This is a genomic window from Caecibacter sp. AF58-12pH5A, from assembly GCF_027681725.1.
Lineage (GTDB): Bacteria > Bacillota > Negativicutes > Veillonellales > Megasphaeraceae > Megasphaera > Megasphaera hominis.
The window spans coordinates 1-16,049 of the sequence record NZ_JAQDBC010000024.1; the positions used below are offsets into that span (position 1 = coordinate 1).

General features: G+C 46.5%; 33 protein-coding genes. All 33 read left to right on the top strand.

The annotated features are described in order from the left end of the window. A partial coding sequence (locus tag PGX44_RS09870) for an EF-Tu C-terminal domain-related protein (protein WP_498855261.1) occupies window positions 1–483 on the top strand: 483 nt, incomplete at its 5' end. 304 nt (window positions 484–787) lie between these two features. Beyond that, complete coding sequence (gene rpsJ, locus PGX44_RS09875; protein WP_186503319.1) at window positions 788–1,099, top strand: 30S ribosomal protein S10; 312 nt, start codon at window positions 788–790, stop codon at window positions 1,097–1,099. 14 nt (window positions 1,100–1,113) lie between these two features. Next, a complete protein-coding gene (gene rplC / locus PGX44_RS09880; RefSeq protein ID WP_498855262.1) occupies window positions 1,114–1,752 on the top strand; it encodes a 50S ribosomal protein L3 in 639 nt (212 codons plus the stop codon). A gap of 30 nt (window positions 1,753–1,782) precedes the next feature. Continuing rightward, window positions 1,783–2,406 (top strand): 50S ribosomal protein L4, encoded by a 624-nt coding sequence (gene rplD / locus PGX44_RS09885; RefSeq protein WP_186503323.1) that lies wholly within the window; start codon window positions 1,783–1,785, stop codon window positions 2,404–2,406. Further along, complete coding sequence (gene rplW, locus PGX44_RS09890; RefSeq protein ID WP_186503325.1) at window positions 2,406–2,687, top strand: 50S ribosomal protein L23; 282 nt, start codon at window positions 2,406–2,408, stop codon at window positions 2,685–2,687. The genes rplD and rplW overlap by 1 nt, the downstream gene beginning before the upstream one ends. 31 nt (window positions 2,688–2,718) lie before the next feature. Next, window positions 2,719–3,546 (top strand): 50S ribosomal protein L2, encoded by an 828-nt coding sequence (rplB, locus tag PGX44_RS09895; RefSeq protein ID WP_186503327.1) that lies wholly within the window; start codon window positions 2,719–2,721, stop codon window positions 3,544–3,546. 22 nt (window positions 3,547–3,568) lie between these two features. Next, entirely contained in the window at window positions 3,569–3,844 is a 276-nt protein-coding gene (gene rpsS, locus PGX44_RS09900; RefSeq protein ID WP_186503329.1) for a 30S ribosomal protein S19, read from the top strand. Window positions 3,845–3,858: 14 nt separating this feature from the next. Beyond that, window positions 3,859–4,194 (top strand): 50S ribosomal protein L22, encoded by a 336-nt coding sequence (gene rplV, locus PGX44_RS09905; RefSeq protein ID WP_186503331.1) that lies wholly within the window; start codon window positions 3,859–3,861, stop codon window positions 4,192–4,194. Window positions 4,195–4,208: 14 nt separating this feature from the next. Next, complete coding sequence (gene rpsC, locus PGX44_RS09910) at window positions 4,209–4,880, top strand: 30S ribosomal protein S3 (protein WP_186503332.1); 672 nt, start codon at window positions 4,209–4,211, stop codon at window positions 4,878–4,880. Continuing rightward, window positions 4,880–5,308, top strand: a complete 429-nt coding sequence (rplP, locus tag PGX44_RS09915; protein ID WP_186503333.1) for a 50S ribosomal protein L16 — start codon at window positions 4,880–4,882, stop codon at window positions 5,306–5,308. The genes rpsC and rplP overlap by 1 nt, the downstream gene beginning before the upstream one ends. Before the next feature lies 1 nt (window position 5,309). Beyond that, entirely contained in the window at window positions 5,310–5,510 is a 201-nt protein-coding gene (gene rpmC, locus PGX44_RS09920; protein ID WP_014015743.1) for a 50S ribosomal protein L29, read from the top strand. 42 nt (window positions 5,511–5,552) lie between these two features. Further along, the gene (gene rpsQ / locus PGX44_RS09925) at window positions 5,553–5,807 is read left to right on the top strand and encodes a 30S ribosomal protein S17 (RefSeq protein ID WP_186503334.1); all 255 of its coding nucleotides are present in this window, start codon (window positions 5,553–5,555) and stop codon (window positions 5,805–5,807) included. Window positions 5,808–5,831: 24 nt separating this feature from the next. Then, on the top strand, window positions 5,832–6,200 hold the full coding sequence (gene rplN, locus PGX44_RS09930) for a 50S ribosomal protein L14 (protein ID WP_059076098.1): 369 nt from the start codon (window positions 5,832–5,834) through the stop codon (window positions 6,198–6,200). 18 nt (window positions 6,201–6,218) lie between these two features. Then, complete coding sequence (gene rplX / locus PGX44_RS09935) at window positions 6,219–6,536, top strand: 50S ribosomal protein L24 (RefSeq protein WP_498855263.1); 318 nt, start codon at window positions 6,219–6,221, stop codon at window positions 6,534–6,536. A gap of 29 nt (window positions 6,537–6,565) precedes the next feature. Next, window positions 6,566–7,111, top strand: coding sequence for a 50S ribosomal protein L5 (gene rplE, locus PGX44_RS09940; RefSeq protein WP_186503335.1), 546 nt, complete (start codon window positions 6,566–6,568; stop codon window positions 7,109–7,111). A 14-nt stretch (window positions 7,112–7,125) separates the two neighbouring features. Next, window positions 7,126–7,395 carry a 30S ribosomal protein S14 gene (rpsN, locus tag PGX44_RS09945; RefSeq protein ID WP_498855264.1) on the top strand — a complete coding sequence of 90 codons (270 nt, stop codon included), beginning with the start codon at window positions 7,126–7,128 and terminating at the stop codon, window positions 7,393–7,395. A 29-nt stretch (window positions 7,396–7,424) separates the two neighbouring features. Then, window positions 7,425–7,817: a 30S ribosomal protein S8 gene (gene rpsH, locus PGX44_RS09950; protein ID WP_186503337.1), complete on the top strand. Its 393-nt coding sequence runs from the start codon at window positions 7,425–7,427 to the stop codon at window positions 7,815–7,817. Window positions 7,818–7,837: 20 nt separating this feature from the next. Continuing rightward, window positions 7,838–8,380, top strand: a complete 543-nt coding sequence (rplF, locus tag PGX44_RS09955) for a 50S ribosomal protein L6 (RefSeq protein WP_289002300.1) — start codon at window positions 7,838–7,840, stop codon at window positions 8,378–8,380. Between the two features lie 30 nt (window positions 8,381–8,410). Continuing rightward, on the top strand, window positions 8,411–8,773 hold the full coding sequence (rplR, locus tag PGX44_RS09960; RefSeq protein ID WP_186503340.1) for a 50S ribosomal protein L18: 363 nt from the start codon (window positions 8,411–8,413) through the stop codon (window positions 8,771–8,773). 18 nt (window positions 8,774–8,791) lie between these two features. Beyond that, window positions 8,792–9,292, top strand: a complete 501-nt coding sequence (gene rpsE, locus PGX44_RS09965; protein WP_186503341.1) for a 30S ribosomal protein S5 — start codon at window positions 8,792–8,794, stop codon at window positions 9,290–9,292. A gap of 18 nt (window positions 9,293–9,310) precedes the next feature. Beyond that, window positions 9,311–9,490, top strand: a complete 180-nt coding sequence (gene rpmD / locus PGX44_RS09970) for a 50S ribosomal protein L30 (protein ID WP_186503342.1) — start codon at window positions 9,311–9,313, stop codon at window positions 9,488–9,490. A gap of 21 nt (window positions 9,491–9,511) precedes the next feature. Beyond that, a complete protein-coding gene (gene rplO / locus PGX44_RS09975) occupies window positions 9,512–9,952 on the top strand; it encodes a 50S ribosomal protein L15 (RefSeq protein WP_186503343.1) in 441 nt (146 codons plus the stop codon). A gap of 1 nt (window position 9,953) precedes the next feature. Further along, complete coding sequence (gene secY, locus PGX44_RS09980) at window positions 9,954–11,216, top strand: preprotein translocase subunit SecY (protein WP_498855265.1); 1,263 nt, start codon at window positions 9,954–9,956, stop codon at window positions 11,214–11,216. A 13-nt stretch (window positions 11,217–11,229) separates the two neighbouring features. Next, window positions 11,230–11,880, top strand: coding sequence for an adenylate kinase (locus PGX44_RS09985; protein WP_186503345.1), 651 nt, complete (start codon window positions 11,230–11,232; stop codon window positions 11,878–11,880). Window positions 11,881–11,882: 2 nt separating this feature from the next. Beyond that, the gene (map, locus tag PGX44_RS09990) at window positions 11,883–12,638 is read left to right on the top strand and encodes a type I methionyl aminopeptidase (protein WP_186503346.1); all 756 of its coding nucleotides are present in this window, start codon (window positions 11,883–11,885) and stop codon (window positions 12,636–12,638) included. Further along, entirely contained in the window at window positions 12,631–12,921 is a 291-nt protein-coding gene (locus PGX44_RS09995; protein WP_186503347.1) for a KOW domain-containing RNA-binding protein, read from the top strand. The genes map and PGX44_RS09995 overlap by 8 nt, the downstream gene beginning before the upstream one ends. After that, complete coding sequence (gene infA / locus PGX44_RS10000; protein ID WP_186503349.1) at window positions 12,914–13,132, top strand: translation initiation factor IF-1; 219 nt, start codon at window positions 12,914–12,916, stop codon at window positions 13,130–13,132. The genes PGX44_RS09995 and infA overlap by 8 nt, the downstream gene beginning before the upstream one ends. A 24-nt stretch (window positions 13,133–13,156) precedes the next feature. Then, a complete protein-coding gene (gene rpmJ, locus PGX44_RS10005) occupies window positions 13,157–13,270 on the top strand; it encodes a 50S ribosomal protein L36 (protein ID WP_007391661.1) in 114 nt (37 codons plus the stop codon). Between the two features lie 22 nt (window positions 13,271–13,292). Continuing rightward, window positions 13,293–13,661 carry a 30S ribosomal protein S13 gene (gene rpsM / locus PGX44_RS10010; protein ID WP_186503351.1) on the top strand — a complete coding sequence of 123 codons (369 nt, stop codon included), beginning with the start codon at window positions 13,293–13,295 and terminating at the stop codon, window positions 13,659–13,661. Between the two features lie 25 nt (window positions 13,662–13,686). Beyond that, window positions 13,687–14,079, top strand: coding sequence for a 30S ribosomal protein S11 (gene rpsK, locus PGX44_RS10015; protein WP_186503353.1), 393 nt, complete (start codon window positions 13,687–13,689; stop codon window positions 14,077–14,079). 54 nt (window positions 14,080–14,133) lie between these two features. After that, on the top strand, window positions 14,134–15,111 hold the full coding sequence (locus tag PGX44_RS10020; protein ID WP_498855266.1) for a DNA-directed RNA polymerase subunit alpha: 978 nt from the start codon (window positions 14,134–14,136) through the stop codon (window positions 15,109–15,111). A gap of 18 nt (window positions 15,112–15,129) precedes the next feature. Then, window positions 15,130–15,468 (top strand): 50S ribosomal protein L17, encoded by a 339-nt coding sequence (rplQ, locus tag PGX44_RS10025; RefSeq protein WP_186503355.1) that lies wholly within the window; start codon window positions 15,130–15,132, stop codon window positions 15,466–15,468. Between the two features lie 120 nt (window positions 15,469–15,588). Further along, entirely contained in the window at window positions 15,589–16,041 is a 453-nt protein-coding gene (locus tag PGX44_RS10030) for a DUF3783 domain-containing protein (protein WP_498855267.1), read from the top strand. Window positions 16,042–16,049 lie beyond the last annotated feature (8 nt).

Consider the following 16,049-nt stretch of genomic DNA (forward strand, 5'->3'; position numbering starts at 1 on the left):
ACGGTTAAAGTAGGCGACGCAGTAGAAATCGTTGGCTTGGCTGACGAACCGAAGAACACCGTAGTAACGGGCGTAGAAATGTTCCGTAAACTGCTTGACCTCGCTGAAGCCGGCGACAACATCGGCGCTCTGCTCCGTGGTGTTGACCGTAAAGAAATCGAACGTGGCCAGGTACTTGCAAAACCGGGCACGATTCATCCGCACACGAAATTCAAAGCTCAGGTATATGTCCTGACAAAAGATGAAGGCGGCCGTCATACACCGTTCTTCAACGGCTACCGTCCGCAGTTCTACTTCCGTACAACCGACGTAACTGGTGTAATCCAGCTGCCGGAAGGCACAGAAATGTGCATGCCTGGCGATAACGTCAAAATGGACGTTGAATTGATCACACCGATCGCTATCGAAGCCGGTCTCCGTTTCGCTATCCGCGAAGGCGGCCGTACAGTTGGCGCCGGCGTTGTATCCGAAATCGAAGGCTAATACAACTGCTTGAACTGATAAAAACATCTGCAGCATTTGCTGCAGATGTTTTTTTAGTACAGAAACACATACGGAACATGCGAAATAAGTCTGAATCGGCGTGAAATAGCATAAAATAGCGGTTAAAGTCCTTGCATAGAAGGGTAATTTGTAGTATGATAATCAAGTACGCGACAACAGGGTATCTCTGTCTATCTCTGCTGCGACGCGTAGAAAAACTATGAAATAGAATGTTGCCCGCCTGGCGGGGAAACTTCTATGGAGCAGTCTGTTCAATGAAATAGACGTTAGGAGGAATTACGTAATGGCAAAACAGGAAAGAATCAGAATTCGCCTCAAGGCTTATGACCACAAAGTGTTGGATCAGAGCGCGGCGAAAATCGTCGAAACGGCGAAACGGACAGGTGCAATGGTATCCGGCCCGATTCCGCTCCCGACGGAAAAAAACATCTTCACGATTCTTCGTTCCCCACATGTTAACAAAGATTCTCGTGAACAATTCGAATTGCGTACGCACAAACGCTTGATCGATATCCTTGAAGTATCCCCGAAAACGGTTGATGCTCTCATGCGTCTCGACCTGCCGGCAGGCGTAGACATCGAAATCAAATTATAGGAGGAGGTGCGATTATGTCTAAAGCTATTTTGGGTAAAAAACTCGGTATGACTCAGATCTTCACAGAAGAAGGCGCAGTCGTTCCAGTAACAGTCGTTGAAGCATCCCCGAATGTAGTTGTACGCGTAAAGACAGTAGATACGGACGGTTACAATTCCATTCAGCTCGGCTATGGCGATATCAAAGAAAAACATCTTACGAAACCTGTTAAAGGCCAGTTCGACAAGGCAGGCGTAACGCCTGTTAAATACCTTCGCGAATTGCGTTTACAAGATACGCCGGAATATACGGTAGGCCAAACTCTGGCAGCTGATATTTTCGCAAGCGGCGATCTCGTCGACGTAATTGGCACCAGCAAAGGTAAAGGCTTCGCAGGTACAATTGAACGTCACGGTTTCCACCGTGGACCTATGGGTCATGGCTCTAAATCTCACCGTGAACCGGGTTCTCTCGGACCTATGACCAGTGGTGGCGGCGGTAAAGTCGTCAAAGGTAAAAAACTTCCTGGACAATATGGTGGTAATCAGGCTACAGTTCTTCATCTGTCCGTTGTCAAAGTTGACACTGACAAGAATCTTATCCTGATTAAAGGTGGTATTCCGGGTGCTAAAGGCAGCCTGGTAATGATTCGCGACACGGTAAAACCCCGCTAATAGTTGTCATACAGGAAGGAGGATAAATAAATGCCAAAAGTAAGCACGTATAATATTGCCGGCGCACAGACCGGTGAAATCGAATTGAACGATAGCGTATTTGGCGTTGAAGTAAACGAAGCTGTTGTAAGACAGGCTGTACTTCGTCAGCTCGCCAACGAACGCTTAGGCACACATTCTACGAAAACCCGTGGTTTGGTACGCGGCGGCGGCAGAAAACCTTGGAAACAAAAAGGAACCGGCCGGGCCCGTTGTGGTAGCACCCGTAGCCCCTTGTGGGTTGGCGGCGGCACGGTATGGGGTCCCCATCCGCGTTCTTATGAACAGAAGATGCCTCGCAAAGCAAGACGTCTGGCTGTTAAATCCGCGCTGAGCGATAAAGTCAATACGAACGAACTCTTCGTACTCGACGAAATCAACTTGGCAGCACCGAAGACTAAAGAAGTTGTTCAGATCGTTAATAACTTCAAGTTTGCAGGTGAAAAAGTTCTGTTTGTTACGGATCATGACGAAATCGTAACACGCTGCGCCCGCAACATTGAAGGCGTAAAAGCCGTTTCCACAGAAAACATCAATATCTTTGATCTGCTTCACTACACGAAATTATTCGTTACGAAGAGCGCTGTGGCTAAGATTGAGGAGGTGCTCGGCTAATGGATATGCATGATCTCTTGATTAAACCGATCATCACTGAAAAAACGACAATGATGATGTCTGATGGCAAATATACATTTCAGGTACCGCTCCATGCAAACAAGATTGAAATTCGCAAAGCCGTTGAAGCTGTTTTCAAAGTAAAAGTTAAAAGCGTAACGACGATGCGTACGATGGGCAAGTTCAAACGCATGGGTAAATACATTGGTAAGCGTCCGGACTACAAGAAAGCCATCGTAACACTTCAGGAAGGCGAATCCATCGAATTCTTTGAAGCTTAAGCAATACTGAAATAAAGGAGGAGGCACCAAAATGGCCATTAAATCTTTTAAACCGTATTCCGCCGGCCGCCGTTTCATGACAGTTTCGACTTTCGATGAAATCACGACGTCCACACCGGAAAAATCCTTGCTCTCTAAAGTAACGAGCAAGGGCGGTCGTAACAATCAGGGCAGAATGACGGTTCGCCATCAGGGCGGCGGTCATAAACGCCGTTATCGTTTGATCGACTTCAAACGTATTAAAGACAATATCCCTGCAAAAGTAGCAACGATCGAATACGATCCGAACCGCTCTGCAAACATCGCTCTTCTGAACTATGCAGATGGCGAAAAGAAATATATCATCGCTCCGCACGGCCTCAAAGTTGGCGACGTCGTCGTCAGCGGCCCGGAATCCGATATCAAGATCGGGAATGCATTGCCCCTCGGCAAGATTCCTCTTGGTACTGTAGTACACAACATTGAACTGAAAATCGGCAAAGGCGCACAGATCGTTCGCTCCGCTGGTACTTCGGCTCAGCTCATCGCTAAAGAAGGCAACTATGCACTGCTCCGTCTTCCTTCCGGCGAATTGCGTCAGGTTCACGTAAACTGCCGTGCCACAATCGGTATCGTCAGCAACCCGGATTATGAAAACATCACAATCGGTAAAGCCGGCCGTTCCCGTTGGATGGGTATCCGCCCGGGCAACCGTGGTGTTGTCATGAACCCGTGTGACCATCCCCATGGCGGTGGTGAAGGTAAGTCTCCTGTCGGTCGTAAACGTCCGGTTACTCCTTGGGGAAAACCTGCATACGGCGTGAAGACGCGCGACGCTAAGAAGGCTTCCAGTAAATTTATTGTGAAGAGACGTAAATAGGTCTAGGAAAGGAGATATATAAGTGTCCAGATCTGTCAAAAAGGGCCCATTCGTAGCAGCTCATCTCTTGAAAAAGATTGATGCTCTGAATGAAGCTAACGAAAAAAAAGTAATCAAAACCTGGTCTCGTGCATCTACTATTCTGCCTAGCTTCGTAGGTCATACGATTGCTGTTCACGACGGCCGTAAGCACGTTCCCGTTTATGTAACGGAAGACATGGTTGGTCATAAACTCGGTGAATTCGCTCCTACCCGTACGTTCAAGGGGCACGCTAAATCCGAAAAAGTTACACGCTAAGGGAGGTACTAAACATGGAAGCAAAAGCAATTGCTAAACATATTCGCATTGCCCCCCGTAAAATCCGGATCGTAGCTGACTTGGTACGGGGCAAAAATGTAGGCGAAGCTTTCTCTATCTTGAAATTTACTCCTAAAGTAGGTTCTAAGGTTGTAGAAAAGGTTCTTCGTTCGGCTGTCGCCAACGCGGAACATAATCATGATATGAACGCAGATACTTTGTATGTTTCTGAAATCTTTGTTGACCAGGCATCCACGCTGAAACGTATTCATCCGCGCAGCCGTGGACAGGCGTTCAAGATCCTGAAACATTCCAGTCATGTGACTGTAGTAGTAAAAGAAAGAGCTTAAGGGAGGGAAACGTAGTGGGTCAAAAAGTTAACGCCCATGGATTTCGTGTCGGTGTTGTAAAACCTTGGGACGCAAAGTGGTATGCAGAAAAAGATTATGCCGCACTTCTGAATGAAGACGTGAGAATCCGTGATTTCTTAAAGAAACAGTTATATATTGCAGGCGTTTCTCGTATCGAAATCGAACGTTCTGCAAAACGTATTAAATTGATCATTCATACAGCTAAACCGGGCATGGTCATTGGCCGTGGCGGCGCTGGTATCGAAGACATCAAGAAAGCACTCAAAGCTTTCACTGATAAAAACGTCGATGTAAACATCGAAGAAATTAAACAGGCTGAAATGGATGCTACTCTCGTAGCTGAAAACGTAGCCGGCCAGCTCGAACGCCGTATTGGTTTCCGTCGCGCTATGAAACAGTGCGTAGGCCGTACGATGCGTATGGGCGCTAAAGGTATTAAGATCATGTGCTCCGGCCGTCTTGGCGGTGCTGAAATTGCCCGTAGCGAATCCGTTCGTGATGGTTCTATCCCCCTGCATACACTGCGTGCAGACATCGATTATGGCTTTGCTGAAGCTCATACGACTTATGGCTGCATCGGCATCAAGTGCTGGATTTACAAAGGAGAAATCCTTCCGGAAGCTAAAAGAGCTCCGCAGAAAAAACGTGAAGGGAGTGACAACTGATGTTAATTCCAAAACGTGTTAAACATCGTAAACAGTTCCGCGGCCGTTTAAAAGGTAAGGCTATGCGCGGTAATAAAGTTGCTCATGGCGATTATGGTTTGGTTTCTCTCGAACCGGCTTGGATTACGAACCGTCAGATCGAAGCTGCCCGTATTGCTATGACTCGTTATATCAAACGTGGTGGTAAAGTCTGGATCAAAATTTTCCCGGATAAGCCGATCACAGCAAAACCTGCTGAAACTCGTATGGGTTCCGGTAAAGGTTCCCCGGAATACTGGGTTGCAGTTGTTAAACCGGGTCGCGTACTCTTCGAAATGGGCGGCGTTAGCGTTGAAGTAGCCCGTGAAGCTATGCGTCTTGCCGGCCATAAACTGCCGATCAAAACTAAATTTGTTATTAAAGGTCAGGAAGAATTAGGTGGTGAATAAAATGAAGGTTAAAGAAATCCGTGCTCTTAGCGCTGCCGAAATGGACGAAAAGGTGGTTAGCCTGAAGGAAGAATTGTTTAACCTCCGTTTTCAACATGCGACCGGCCAATTAGAAAATCCAATGCGCATCCGTGAAGTAAAGAAAACTATCGCACGCATCAAAACGGTACAGCGCGAAGCAGAATTGAAAGCACAGGCGTAAGTCACATAGGGTTGAAAATCTAAAAGGAGGTCAATGCACAAGATGGAAAGAAATGAACGGAAGATCCGCGTAGGTAAAGTAGTCAGCGACAAAATGGATAAAACCGTTGTAGTTGCTGTAGAATATAAAGAACAGCATGAACTTTACAAAAAGCCGATGGTAAGCACCGTGAAGTTTAAAGCTCATGATGAAAACAACGAATGCGGTATCGGTGATATCGTACGTATTGAAGAAACTCGCCCGCTGTCCAAGCAGAAACATTGGCGCGTAGTAACGATCGTTGAAAAAGCGAAGTAAGATCGATTAATAGGAGGTCAAGCCATGATTCAGCAAGAAACTGTGTTGAATGTTGCCGATAACACGGGTGCGAAAAAAGTACTCTGCATCCAGGTCATGGGTGGTTCGTACAGAAAGTATGGTAACATCGGCGATATTATCACATGCACTGTTAAAGATGCAACACCCGGCGGCGTTGTCAAGAAGGGCGATGTAGTGAAAGCCGTTATCGTCCGTTCTAAAAAAGGATTACGCCGTGCCGATGGTTCTTATATCCGCTTTGACGAAAATGCGGCTGTCGTAATCAACAACGACAAGAGCCCTAAAGGCACTCGTATTTTTGGACCGGTTGCCAGAGAACTGCGTGAAAAAGATTTCATGAAGATCATCTCCCTGGCTCCGGAAGTATTATAATCAGAGGAGGTGTTCTAAATGGGTAAAATGCACATCAAAACTGGCGACAGCGTTATTGTCATCGCCGGTAAAGAAAAAGGCAAAAAAGGTAAGGTCCTGGCTACATATCCGAAAACGGAACGTGTAGTTGTAGAAGGCTTAAATAAAGTAAAACGTCACACAAAACCGACACAGAACAATCCTCAAGGCGGCATTATTGAAAAGGAAGCTGCACTGCATGTTTCCAACGTAATGCTTATTGATCCTGAAAGCGGCAAACCGACTCGTATCAAAATGGTACAGCAGGCTGACGGCACAAAAGTACGTACAGCTGTTAAGAGCGGCAAAGCTATCTAACTTAACCTATAGAAGGGAGGGCCTTGAGAGTGTCCAGATTAAAAGACTTATACCTTTCGGATGTAACGAAAGGATTACAGGAAAAATATAACTACAAAAACGTAATGCAGATCCCGAAGCTGACCAAAGTTGTCATCAACATGGCCGTCGGTGAAGCTGTTACGAATTCTAAAGCATTGGATGCTGCTGTAAATGATCTGACGATCATTTCCGGTCAGAAACCGTTAATTACGAAAGCTAAGAAATCCATCGCAGCTTTCAAAATCCGTGAAGGCATGAACCTCGGCTGCAAAGTTACACTGCGCGGCGAACGGATGTATGAATTCCTCGATAAGCTGATCAATCTGTCTTTGCCTCGCGTACGTGACTTCCACGGTGTCAGCGCAACTGGTTTTGACGGCCGCGGTAACTATACGCTTGGCTTGAAAGAACAGCTGATTTTCCCGGAAATCGAATACGATAAGATTGATAAAGCCCGTGGCATGGATATCACCATCGTTACGACAGCTAAAACGGATGAAGAAGGCCGTTACATGCTGAAACTGATGGGCATGCCGTTTGAAAAGCAACAATAAGGAGGATTACATACATGGCAAAGAAGTCTATGCTTGAACGTGAAAAGAAACGTGAAAAACTGGTTGCCAAATACGCTAAGCTCCGTGCTGAATTAAAAGCGAAAGGCGATTATGAAGCACTTTCTCAGTTGCCTGCTAACGCTTCGCCTGTACGTCTGCACAATCGTTGCAAAGTAACAGGACGTCCTCACGGTTATATGCGTAAATTCGGCATCAGCCGTATCACATTCCGTGAACTGGCTTATAAAGGTCAGATTCCTGGCGTTAAAAAAGCCAGCTGGTAACATAATTACATGGAGGGAGGTTTTAGATTATGGTAATGACCGATCCGATTGCGGATATGCTCACCAGAATCCGTAATGCCAATTCGGCATATCACGAAAAAGTAGAAATGCCCGCTTCTAAGGTAAAGGCAGCAGTGCTTGAAATCCTGAAAGAAGAAGGCTTCGTTAAGAATTTTGAAACCGTAAATGAAGGTAAAACACTGAAAGTTACTCTTCGCTATGGTTCTAATAAAGAAAAAGTAATTACCGGCATCAAGAGAATTTCCAAACCGGGCCTGCGCGTTTATGCAAACAAGGAAGAACTTCCGCGCGTACTTGGCGGTTTAGGGATTGCAGTAATTTCTACGTCTCAGGGCGTTATGAGCGACAAAAAAGCTCGTAAACTTGGTTTAGGCGGCGAAGTTCTCGCTTACGTCTGGTAAATTGTTTTGGAGGTGTCAATATGTCCCGAGTAGGTAGAATGCCTATTGATATCCCGGCAGGCGTAAATGTAAACCTCGATGGCTTGGTAATTACCGTTAAAGGCCCGAAAGGCGAACTCACTCGTACGCTTCACCCGGATATGAAAGTAACAGTACAAGATAACGTCATTACAGTAGAACGTCCGAATGACGATAAAAATAATCGTGCGCTGCACGGTCTGACTCGTGCCCTTATTGCCAACATGGTAACAGGCGTAACGACAGGCTTTAAGAAAGAACTCGAAATCGTAGGCGTTGGTTACAGAGCCCAGATGAAAGGCAAAAAACTTGCCCTGACCCTTGGTTTCTCCCACCCCCTCGAACTCGACGCTCCGGAAGGCATCACTGTTGAATGCCCGAGCGCTACACAGATCGTAGTATCCGGCGCTAACAAAGAACATGTTGGCGAATTCGCTGCTAAGATCCGTGGCTATCGTCTGCCTGAACCGTATAAGGGCAAAGGTATTCGTTATGCTGGCGAACATGTACGTCGTAAAGCTGGTAAAGCTGGTACGAAGAAATAATTTAATCAACTAAAGAAGGGAGTGAATTCCTTGAAAAAGAGTAAGAACGCTATCCGCGTTAAACGTCATTGGCGCTTACGCAAGAATCTTAATGGTACGGCAGAACGTCCGCGTTTGAACGTTTTCCGCAGCCTTTCCAATATGTATGCTCAGGTAATTGATGATGTAACTGGTACGACTCTCGTTTCCGCCAGCACATTAGACAAGGAAATCAAAGAGCAGAATGCTTTCGGCGGCAATGCTGAAGCAGCGAAACTGGTTGGTAAGCTCGTAGCTGAACGGGCGCTCGAAAAGGGCATTACGACAGTAGTATTTGACCGCGGCGGTTATGTATACCACGGCCGTGTAGCAGCTCTGGCTGCAGCAGCTCGCGAAGCTGGCTTGAAATTCTAATCAAGGAGGAAATAACACATGGCAAAAGTTGACCATGCAGGTCTCGAATTACAGGAAAATGTCGTATTCATCAACCGTGTTGCTAAGGTAGTTAAAGGCGGCCGTCGTTTTTCCTTCAGTGCCCTCGTTGTTGTCGGTGACGGCAACGGTCGCGTAGGCGCAGGATTAGGTAAAGCTGGCGAAGTTCCCGAAGCTATCCGCAAGGGTGTTGAAGACGCTAAGAAAAATATGATTACGGTACCGCTCAAAAACGGTTCCATTCCTCACCAGATTACAGGCATTTTTGGTGCCGGCAAGGTTCTCTTGAAACCGGCTGCTGAAGGTACTGGCGTTATCGCTGGTGGCCCCGTTCGTGCCGTATTGGAACTCGTAGGTGTACGTAACATCCTCACGAAATCCCTCGGCTCGTCCAACCCGAACAACATGGTTCGTGCTACTCTCACAGGTCTTTCCCAGTTGAAAGATGCTAATAAAGTAGCTGAACTCCGCGGTAAAACTGTAGAAGAAATTTACGGCTGATAAGAGGAGGATAACGTAATGTCTCAAGTAAAAGTTACTCTTGTAAAGAGCGTTGCCAGCCGTCCTGCCGATCAGCGTGCAACGGTTGTCGCCCTGGGTCTTCACAAGACCAACTCCACAGTAATTAAAGAAGCTACACCGCAGATTAAAGGTATGCTTCATAAAGTTGAACACTTGGTTAAAGTAGAAGAAATTTAATAGAGAAGGAGGTACGCTGAATTGAAACTTCATGAAATGAGCATTATTCCCGGCTCTAAGAAAAAACGTACCCGTGTAGGCCGCGGTACCGGTTCCGGTAACGGCACTACAGCCGGTAAAGGCAATAAAGGTCAGAACTCCCGCAGTGGCGGCGGCACTCGTCCGGGCTTCGAAGGCGGCCAGATGCCGTTGTATCGTTTACTGCCGAAACGAGGCTTCAAAAATATCTTCGCTAAGACATATGCTGAAGTTAACGTTTCCACGTTAAACCGCTTTGAAGATGGCACCGAAGTTACTCCTGTAACGCTCGTAGATGCCGGTATTGTTAAAAATGTCCGTGATGGTATCCGCATCCTCGGTAACGGTGAACTGGAAAAGAAACTCACTGTTAAAGCGCAGGGCTTTACTAAATCGGCACAGCAGAAAATTGAAGCAGCCGGTGGTAAAGTAGAGGTGATCTAAGGTGCTAGAAAACATTCAGAATGTTCTGAACGTTCCTGAGTTCCGTCGTCGTGCGGTGTTCACCTTGATCATGTTTATCATATTTCGCCTTGGTGTCCACATCCCGGTTCCGGGTGTGGATTCATCAGCGATTGAAAGTCTGTTTAGCAGCGGCAACCTCTTTGGTTTGCTCGATTTGTTTTCCGGTGGTGCTCTGAGCAAGTTCTCAGTACTGGCTATGAGTATTACACCGTACATCAACGCATCGATCATTATGCAGCTGCTGACATCGGTTGTTCCTACGTTTGAACAGTGGGCCAAAGACAACCAGGACGGCCGTGATAAAATCCAGAAAGTAACGCGCTGGGGCACGGTGGCTCTCGGTTTCATTCAGGCATTTGCCATGAGCTATGCTCTGAAAGTTAATAACGCCCTCGTCGATAACAGCTGGGCCATGGTCTTCATGGTATCCATTGTATTGACGGCCGGAACGTGTTTCCTCATGTGGCTTGGTGACCAGATCACAGCAGGCGGCATTGGTAACGGTATCTCGTTGATCATCTTCGCAGGTATCGTAGCACGCTTCCCAACGGGTGCAAGCACGATTTACCAGTACGTACAGGCTGGAAGTATCAATATTTTCCAAGCCTTGCTTTTCGCTGTTATCGCACTTTTGATGATTGTTGTTGTAATTGAAGTAACGCAAGGGCAGCGCCGTGTTTCCGTACAATATGCGAAACGCGTTGTTGGCCGGAAAATGTATGGTGGTCACACGACACATATTCCCCTGAAAGTAAACCAGGCTGGCGTTATTCCTATCATCTTCGCATCTTCAGTGCTGATGTTCCCAATCACGATTGCACAGTTCGTGCAGAATGAAACGGTCCAGTGGATTGCAAGCTTCTTTGCTTGGGGCACACTTACCAACACGATCATGTACGCACTGCTGATCATGTTCTTCACCTATTTTTACACAGCTATCACGCTGAATATTCCACAGCTCACCGAAAATATGCAAAAGTACGGCGGCTTCATTCCGGGCATTCGTCCGGGGCAGCCGACGGCAGCTTATATTGACCGGATCATGACCAGAATCACTCTGGCCGGTGCGTTCTTCCTGGCTTTTGTCGCTATCCTGCCGAACTTTATCGGCTGGATTACCGGTATCCAGGGCGTGTACTTCGGTGGTACAGCACTTCTGATCGTCGTCGGTGTTGCTATCGATACGATGAAACAGGCTGAATCCTTGGTTCTCAACAAGCAGTATCAAGGTTTCATGAAATAAGGAGGTAGTTTGAATGTATATTCTGTTAATGGGCCCTCCGGGGGCCGGCAAAGGCACACAGGCCGAACGCTTGATTGAACAGTACGGTATTCCTCAGATCTCTACGGGCGACATGTTCCGTGCGGCTGTGAAGGAACAGACTCCTCTGGGCTTGGAAGCAAAGAAGTATATGGATAATGGTCAGCTGGTTCCTGATGCTGTAACAGTAGGTATTGTCAAGGAACGGTTGGCAAAGGATGACTGCAAGAAAGGCTTTATTCTCGACGGATTCCCGCGGACCACAAGCCAGGCGGTTTCACTCGATGCCATTCTCCGCGATCTTGGCATTAAACTCGATGGTGTAATTAATATTGCCGTGCCGGATGAAGAACTCATCAAACGTACGACAGGCCGTCAGATTTGCCGTAAATGCGGTGCAACCTATCACTTGACCTTCAAACCGTCTAAGGTTGCCGGTGTTTGTGATAAATGCGGTGGCGAATTATACCAGCGTGATGATGACAAGGTAGAAACGGTAGAAAAACGTCTCAGCGTCTACGCTGCCCAGACGAAGCCGCTCATCGATTACTACAAAAACTCCAACCTGTACATCGAAGTAGATGGTAAACAGGGCATGGATGCTGTATACCATGATATCGTAGCTAGCCTTGAAAAGAGTAAATAAGAATGATTATATTAAAATCTAAAAGGGAAATTGAGTATATTCGTGAAGCAGGCCGGATTACAGCTGATGCGTTGGTCTTGATGAGAGAACTGGCGAAACCGGGTGTTACTACGGGTGAACTTGACCAGCGCTGTGAAGAATACATTCGCAGTCGCGGTGCGTTTCCCAGCTGCAAAGGTTATTACGGTTTCCCGGCCACAATTTGTGCCAGTGTGAACGAAGAAGTCGTTCATGGGATTCCCGGCCGGCGTAAGCTGAAAGATGGCGACATAATCAGCATTGATTTGGTGGTAAACAAAAACGGGTATCACGGCGATTCGACGGTCACTTTGCCCATCGGTCACGTGGCTCCCGAAACCCTTCAGTTACTTAAGGTAACTGAAGAAAGCCTCTATAAAGGCATTGAACAGGCTGTAGCCGGTAATCACCTCGGTGATATCGGACATGCCGTTCAGGCTTATGCCGAATCCTTCGGATACGGTGTCGTACGCGACTACGTCGGACATGGCATCGGCTCAGAAATGCACGAAGATCCGGAAGTTCCTAACTATGGCCTTGCCGGTCATGGCGAACTGCTCGAACCGGGTCTGGTCCTGGCTATTGAACCTATGATTACCATGGGTTCAGAAAAGACACATCAGCTGAGTAATGGCTGGACCGTCGTTACACGTGACAAGAAACCGGCTGCTCATTTCGAACATACCATTGTTGTCACAGATAACGGTCCTGAAATCCTGACCTTACCGTCTCATGAATAAGACTACGATTCAGACTGGTACAGTTGTTATCAGCTGCGCCGGTAAAGATGCAGGCCGGATGTATGTTGTCATTGCCCGTTTGGCTGGTTCGTATGTATGGATTGCTGACGGCCGGACGTATAGAGTGGAGAAGCCGAAGAAGAAAAACTGCCGGCATCTCCGTATTTTCGGAACGAGCGTAACCGCTCAGGACGCCAGTTCCACACGAATCAGCAACGAATGGATACGGTCCGTATTGAATCGGGCCAAGGTTGAATCTACCAGGGAGGTAAGACATGTCTAAGCAGGATGTCATTGAAGTCGAAGGAGTCGTTGTCGAAGCACTGCCAAATGCTATGTTCAAGGTAAAGTTGGAAAACGACCACATCGTGCTGGCTCACGTATCAGGAAAAATGCGGATGAACTTCATCCGTATCCTGCCGGGTGACCGGGTCACGATGGAATTGACACCGTACGACCTGAATCGCGGTCGTATTACGTATCGCTTTAAGTAAGCTTGATTACGCAGGAGGTTAATTATGAAGGTAAAACCGTCGGTTAAGAAGATTTGCGAAAAATGCAAAATCATTAAACGTAAAGGCCGTGTTATGGTCATTTGCGAAAACCCAAAACATAAACAGAAACAAGGTTAATTCTCAGGAGGTGAATGAATAGATGGCACGTATAGCCGGTGTAGATTTACCACGTGACAAACGTGTAGAAGTAGGTTTAACATACATTTTTGGCATTGGTCTTTCCTCTTCTCAGGAAATCCTTGCTAAAACGGGCATCAATCCCGACACTCGCGTTCGCGATCTGACGGAAGATGAAGTTCAGAAAATCCGTGAAGTTATCGGTACAGATTACAAAGTAGAAGGCGACCTTCGTCGTGAAACTGCTCTGAACGTAAAACGTCTCATTGAAGTAAATTCCTATCGTGGCAAACGTCATCGTGCAGGTCTTCCTGTTCGCGGTCAGCGTACAAAGACAAATGCTCGTACACGTAAAGGCCCGCGTAAAGCAATTGCTGGTAAGAAAAAATAATTTTTGAGTAAGGAGGGACACGATTTTGGCTAAGAATAACGTAAGAAGCAATAAGAAAAAAGAAAAGAAACATGTAGAATCGGGCGCTGCTCATATTCGTTCTACTTTCAATAACACCATCGTCACGATCAGCGATACAAAGGGCAACGCTCTGAGCTGGGCCAGCGCTGGTGAAATGGGCTTCCGCGGCTCCCGTAAGAGCACTCCGTTTGCTGCTCAGATGGCTGCTGAAACAGCTGCTAAAGCTGCTATGGAACATGGCCTGCGTCAGGTTGAAGTTTTCGTAAAAGGTCCTGGTTCCGGTCGTGAAGCTGCTATCCGTGCATTACAGGCAGCTGGCTTAGAAGTAAACTCCATTAAAGACGTAACACCAATCCCGCATAACGGTTGCCGTCCGCCGAAACGTAGACGCGTATAATAGTCTGCGCTTTATTCCAAGTTGGTTTGATTCTGAAATAGGAGGATTTTCCTAATGAGTGATGACAACAAGTTTAAGATTGATATCGCGAATAAAAGCGAAGACGGCAAATACGGAAAATTCGTATGCGAACCTCTGGATAGAGGTTACGGAATCACATTGGGTAATAGTTTGCGGCGCATTCTTTTAGCTTCGTTAGATGGTGTTGCTATCACGTCGATTAAAATCGACGGCGTGTTGCATGAGTTTTCTACCATCCCCGGTGTTCGTGAAGATGTAACGGATATCATTCTGAATTTGAAGCAGCTTTGCATGAAGTTCACACGCGACGATATTGATGAACTTGATATCACAGTTGACGTAAATGGCGAATGCGAATTCACCGCAAAAGATCTTGACGTAAACACAGACATTGAAATTTTGAACCCGGAACTTCATATTGCAACTCTTGATACGGATGCTCATATTCATATGCAGTGCCATATCGAACGCGGTAAAGGGTACGTACCGTCTACGAAGAACAAGAAAGATACAGATATGATTGGTGTCATTCCTATTGACTCCATTTTCTCACCTGTAGTTCGGACGAATTACGAAGTAGGCAATATCCGGGTCGGCAACGAAATGGATTATGATTCGCTGTCGTTAGAAGTATGGACCGATGGCAGCATTACAGCTGAAAACGCTGTAGCTAAGGCTGCTTCCATTATGATCAGCTATTTGAATTTCTTCCAGGACATTGCAACGAACCCGAAAGTAAATGAAACCAACGGTGAGTTTGTCAATAATGATCAACCCGGTGAAGATACGGAATCCGGCGTGGACAAGACGGGTATTAAAATCGAAGTCCTTGACCTCTCCGTACGTGCTTCGAATTGCTTGAAGCGCGCCAATATTTATACCTTAGCTGATTTGACAGAACGGACGGAAGATGACCTTGCCAAGATTCGCAACTTAGGCAAGAAGTCTGTTGATGAAATCATTGAAAAGTTACGGGATTATGGGTACAACCTGAAATCCAGTGATGAATAAGATTTAGGAGGATGAACGATGGCTTATAGAAAGTTAGGACGCGACAGCTCTGCACGTAAAGCATTACTGCGTAGCATTGTTACCTCTTTGTTCCAGTACGAACGCATTGAAACTACGGAAGCAAAAGCAAAAGAACTCCGCAAAGTAGCGGACAAAATGCTTACCCTTGCTAAACGTGGTGATCTTCATGCACGTCGCCAGGCTCTGGCTTATATCATGGACGAAGATGTAGTTAAAAAGCTGTTTGATGAAATTGCACCGAAATACAAAGATCGCCAGGGCGGCTATACCCGCATCATTAAAAAAGGCTTCCGCCAGGGTGATGCAGCTCCGATCGTTATCATCGAATTAGTCTAAGTACGGGCCGGGCACGGTTTCCGGAACGTAAATAGCATCTGATTGGTAGACGAGTCGCTGTGGTACTATGCCACAGCGACTTTTTTTAAATTATTTTTTATTATGAAAGGGAGGATAGTTATGGCATTCAAAATGATCCTGGCAGTAAACTTTACGCCGGAACGGTTAAAACAGCTGAAGCTCCTGGGCATGCTGACTAAAGCACAGGTTAAAGCCGTTACAGAAGAAGAAAAGGATGAAACGGTAGGCAAAGTGTTGGGCCTTACAGACGAAGAAATCGAAGAAATCGCATCCATGAAGACGGAAACGACGGAAGGCAACGAAAAAGTACACGAAAATGTCGGAGAAAATGAACAATTAGAACCGGTTACGAAAGAAGCCCTGATTCTCTGTGGCTTTGATAATCAGAACGTAAATCTCCTCTTAGATAGTATCCGCCGGGGCCGCCTGAAAAATGTACCGCTTAAAGCCATGCTGACGCCTAACAACATTTCCTGGTCTATTCATACGATCCTCCAGGAACTCAATAAGGAACATGAATATTTTAAGAATATGAAAAAGAAAGGGAAATAAGGGAAAGG

What these genes read in the sequence shown, in the direction of transcription:
- rpsJ (WP_186503319.1), top strand. Translation starts at nt 788, where the DNA reads ATGGCAAAACAGGAAAGAATCAGAATTCGCCTCAAGGCTTATGACCAC.
- rplC (WP_498855262.1), top strand. Translation starts at nt 1,114, where the DNA reads ATGTCTAAAGCTATTTTGGGTAAAAAACTCGGTATGACTCAGATCTTC.
- rplD (WP_186503323.1), top strand. Translation starts at nt 1,783, where the DNA reads ATGCCAAAAGTAAGCACGTATAATATTGCCGGCGCACAGACCGGTGAA.
- rplW (WP_186503325.1), top strand. Translation starts at nt 2,406, where the DNA reads ATGGATATGCATGATCTCTTGATTAAACCGATCATCACTGAAAAAACG.
- rplB (WP_186503327.1), top strand. Translation starts at nt 2,719, where the DNA reads ATGGCCATTAAATCTTTTAAACCGTATTCCGCCGGCCGCCGTTTCATG.
- rplV (WP_186503331.1), top strand. Translation starts at nt 3,859, where the DNA reads ATGGAAGCAAAAGCAATTGCTAAACATATTCGCATTGCCCCCCGTAAA.
- rplP (WP_186503333.1), top strand. Translation starts at nt 4,880, where the DNA reads ATGTTAATTCCAAAACGTGTTAAACATCGTAAACAGTTCCGCGGCCGT.
- rpmC (WP_014015743.1), top strand. Translation starts at nt 5,310, where the DNA reads ATGAAGGTTAAAGAAATCCGTGCTCTTAGCGCTGCCGAAATGGACGAA.
- rpsQ (WP_186503334.1), top strand. Translation starts at nt 5,553, where the DNA reads ATGGAAAGAAATGAACGGAAGATCCGCGTAGGTAAAGTAGTCAGCGAC.
- rplN (WP_059076098.1), top strand. Translation starts at nt 5,832, where the DNA reads ATGATTCAGCAAGAAACTGTGTTGAATGTTGCCGATAACACGGGTGCG.
- rplX (WP_498855263.1), top strand. Translation starts at nt 6,219, where the DNA reads ATGGGTAAAATGCACATCAAAACTGGCGACAGCGTTATTGTCATCGCC.
- rpsN (WP_498855264.1), top strand. Translation starts at nt 7,126, where the DNA reads ATGGCAAAGAAGTCTATGCTTGAACGTGAAAAGAAACGTGAAAAACTG.
- rpsH (WP_186503337.1), top strand. Translation starts at nt 7,425, where the DNA reads ATGGTAATGACCGATCCGATTGCGGATATGCTCACCAGAATCCGTAAT.
- rplF (WP_289002300.1), top strand. Translation starts at nt 7,838, where the DNA reads ATGTCCCGAGTAGGTAGAATGCCTATTGATATCCCGGCAGGCGTAAAT.
- rpsE (WP_186503341.1), top strand. Translation starts at nt 8,792, where the DNA reads ATGGCAAAAGTTGACCATGCAGGTCTCGAATTACAGGAAAATGTCGTA.
- rpmD (WP_186503342.1), top strand. Translation starts at nt 9,311, where the DNA reads ATGTCTCAAGTAAAAGTTACTCTTGTAAAGAGCGTTGCCAGCCGTCCT.
- PGX44_RS09985 (WP_186503345.1), top strand. Translation starts at nt 11,230, where the DNA reads ATGTATATTCTGTTAATGGGCCCTCCGGGGGCCGGCAAAGGCACACAG.
- map (WP_186503346.1), top strand. Translation starts at nt 11,883, where the DNA reads ATGATTATATTAAAATCTAAAAGGGAAATTGAGTATATTCGTGAAGCA.
- PGX44_RS09995 (WP_186503347.1), top strand. Translation starts at nt 12,631, where the DNA reads ATGAATAAGACTACGATTCAGACTGGTACAGTTGTTATCAGCTGCGCC.
- infA (WP_186503349.1), top strand. Translation starts at nt 12,914, where the DNA reads ATGTCTAAGCAGGATGTCATTGAAGTCGAAGGAGTCGTTGTCGAAGCA.
- rpmJ (WP_007391661.1), top strand. Translation starts at nt 13,157, where the DNA reads ATGAAGGTAAAACCGTCGGTTAAGAAGATTTGCGAAAAATGCAAAATC.
- rpsM (WP_186503351.1), top strand. Translation starts at nt 13,293, where the DNA reads ATGGCACGTATAGCCGGTGTAGATTTACCACGTGACAAACGTGTAGAA.
- PGX44_RS10020 (WP_498855266.1), top strand. Translation starts at nt 14,134, where the DNA reads ATGAGTGATGACAACAAGTTTAAGATTGATATCGCGAATAAAAGCGAA.
- rplQ (WP_186503355.1), top strand. Translation starts at nt 15,130, where the DNA reads ATGGCTTATAGAAAGTTAGGACGCGACAGCTCTGCACGTAAAGCATTA.
- PGX44_RS10030 (WP_498855267.1), top strand. Translation starts at nt 15,589, where the DNA reads ATGGCATTCAAAATGATCCTGGCAGTAAACTTTACGCCGGAACGGTTA.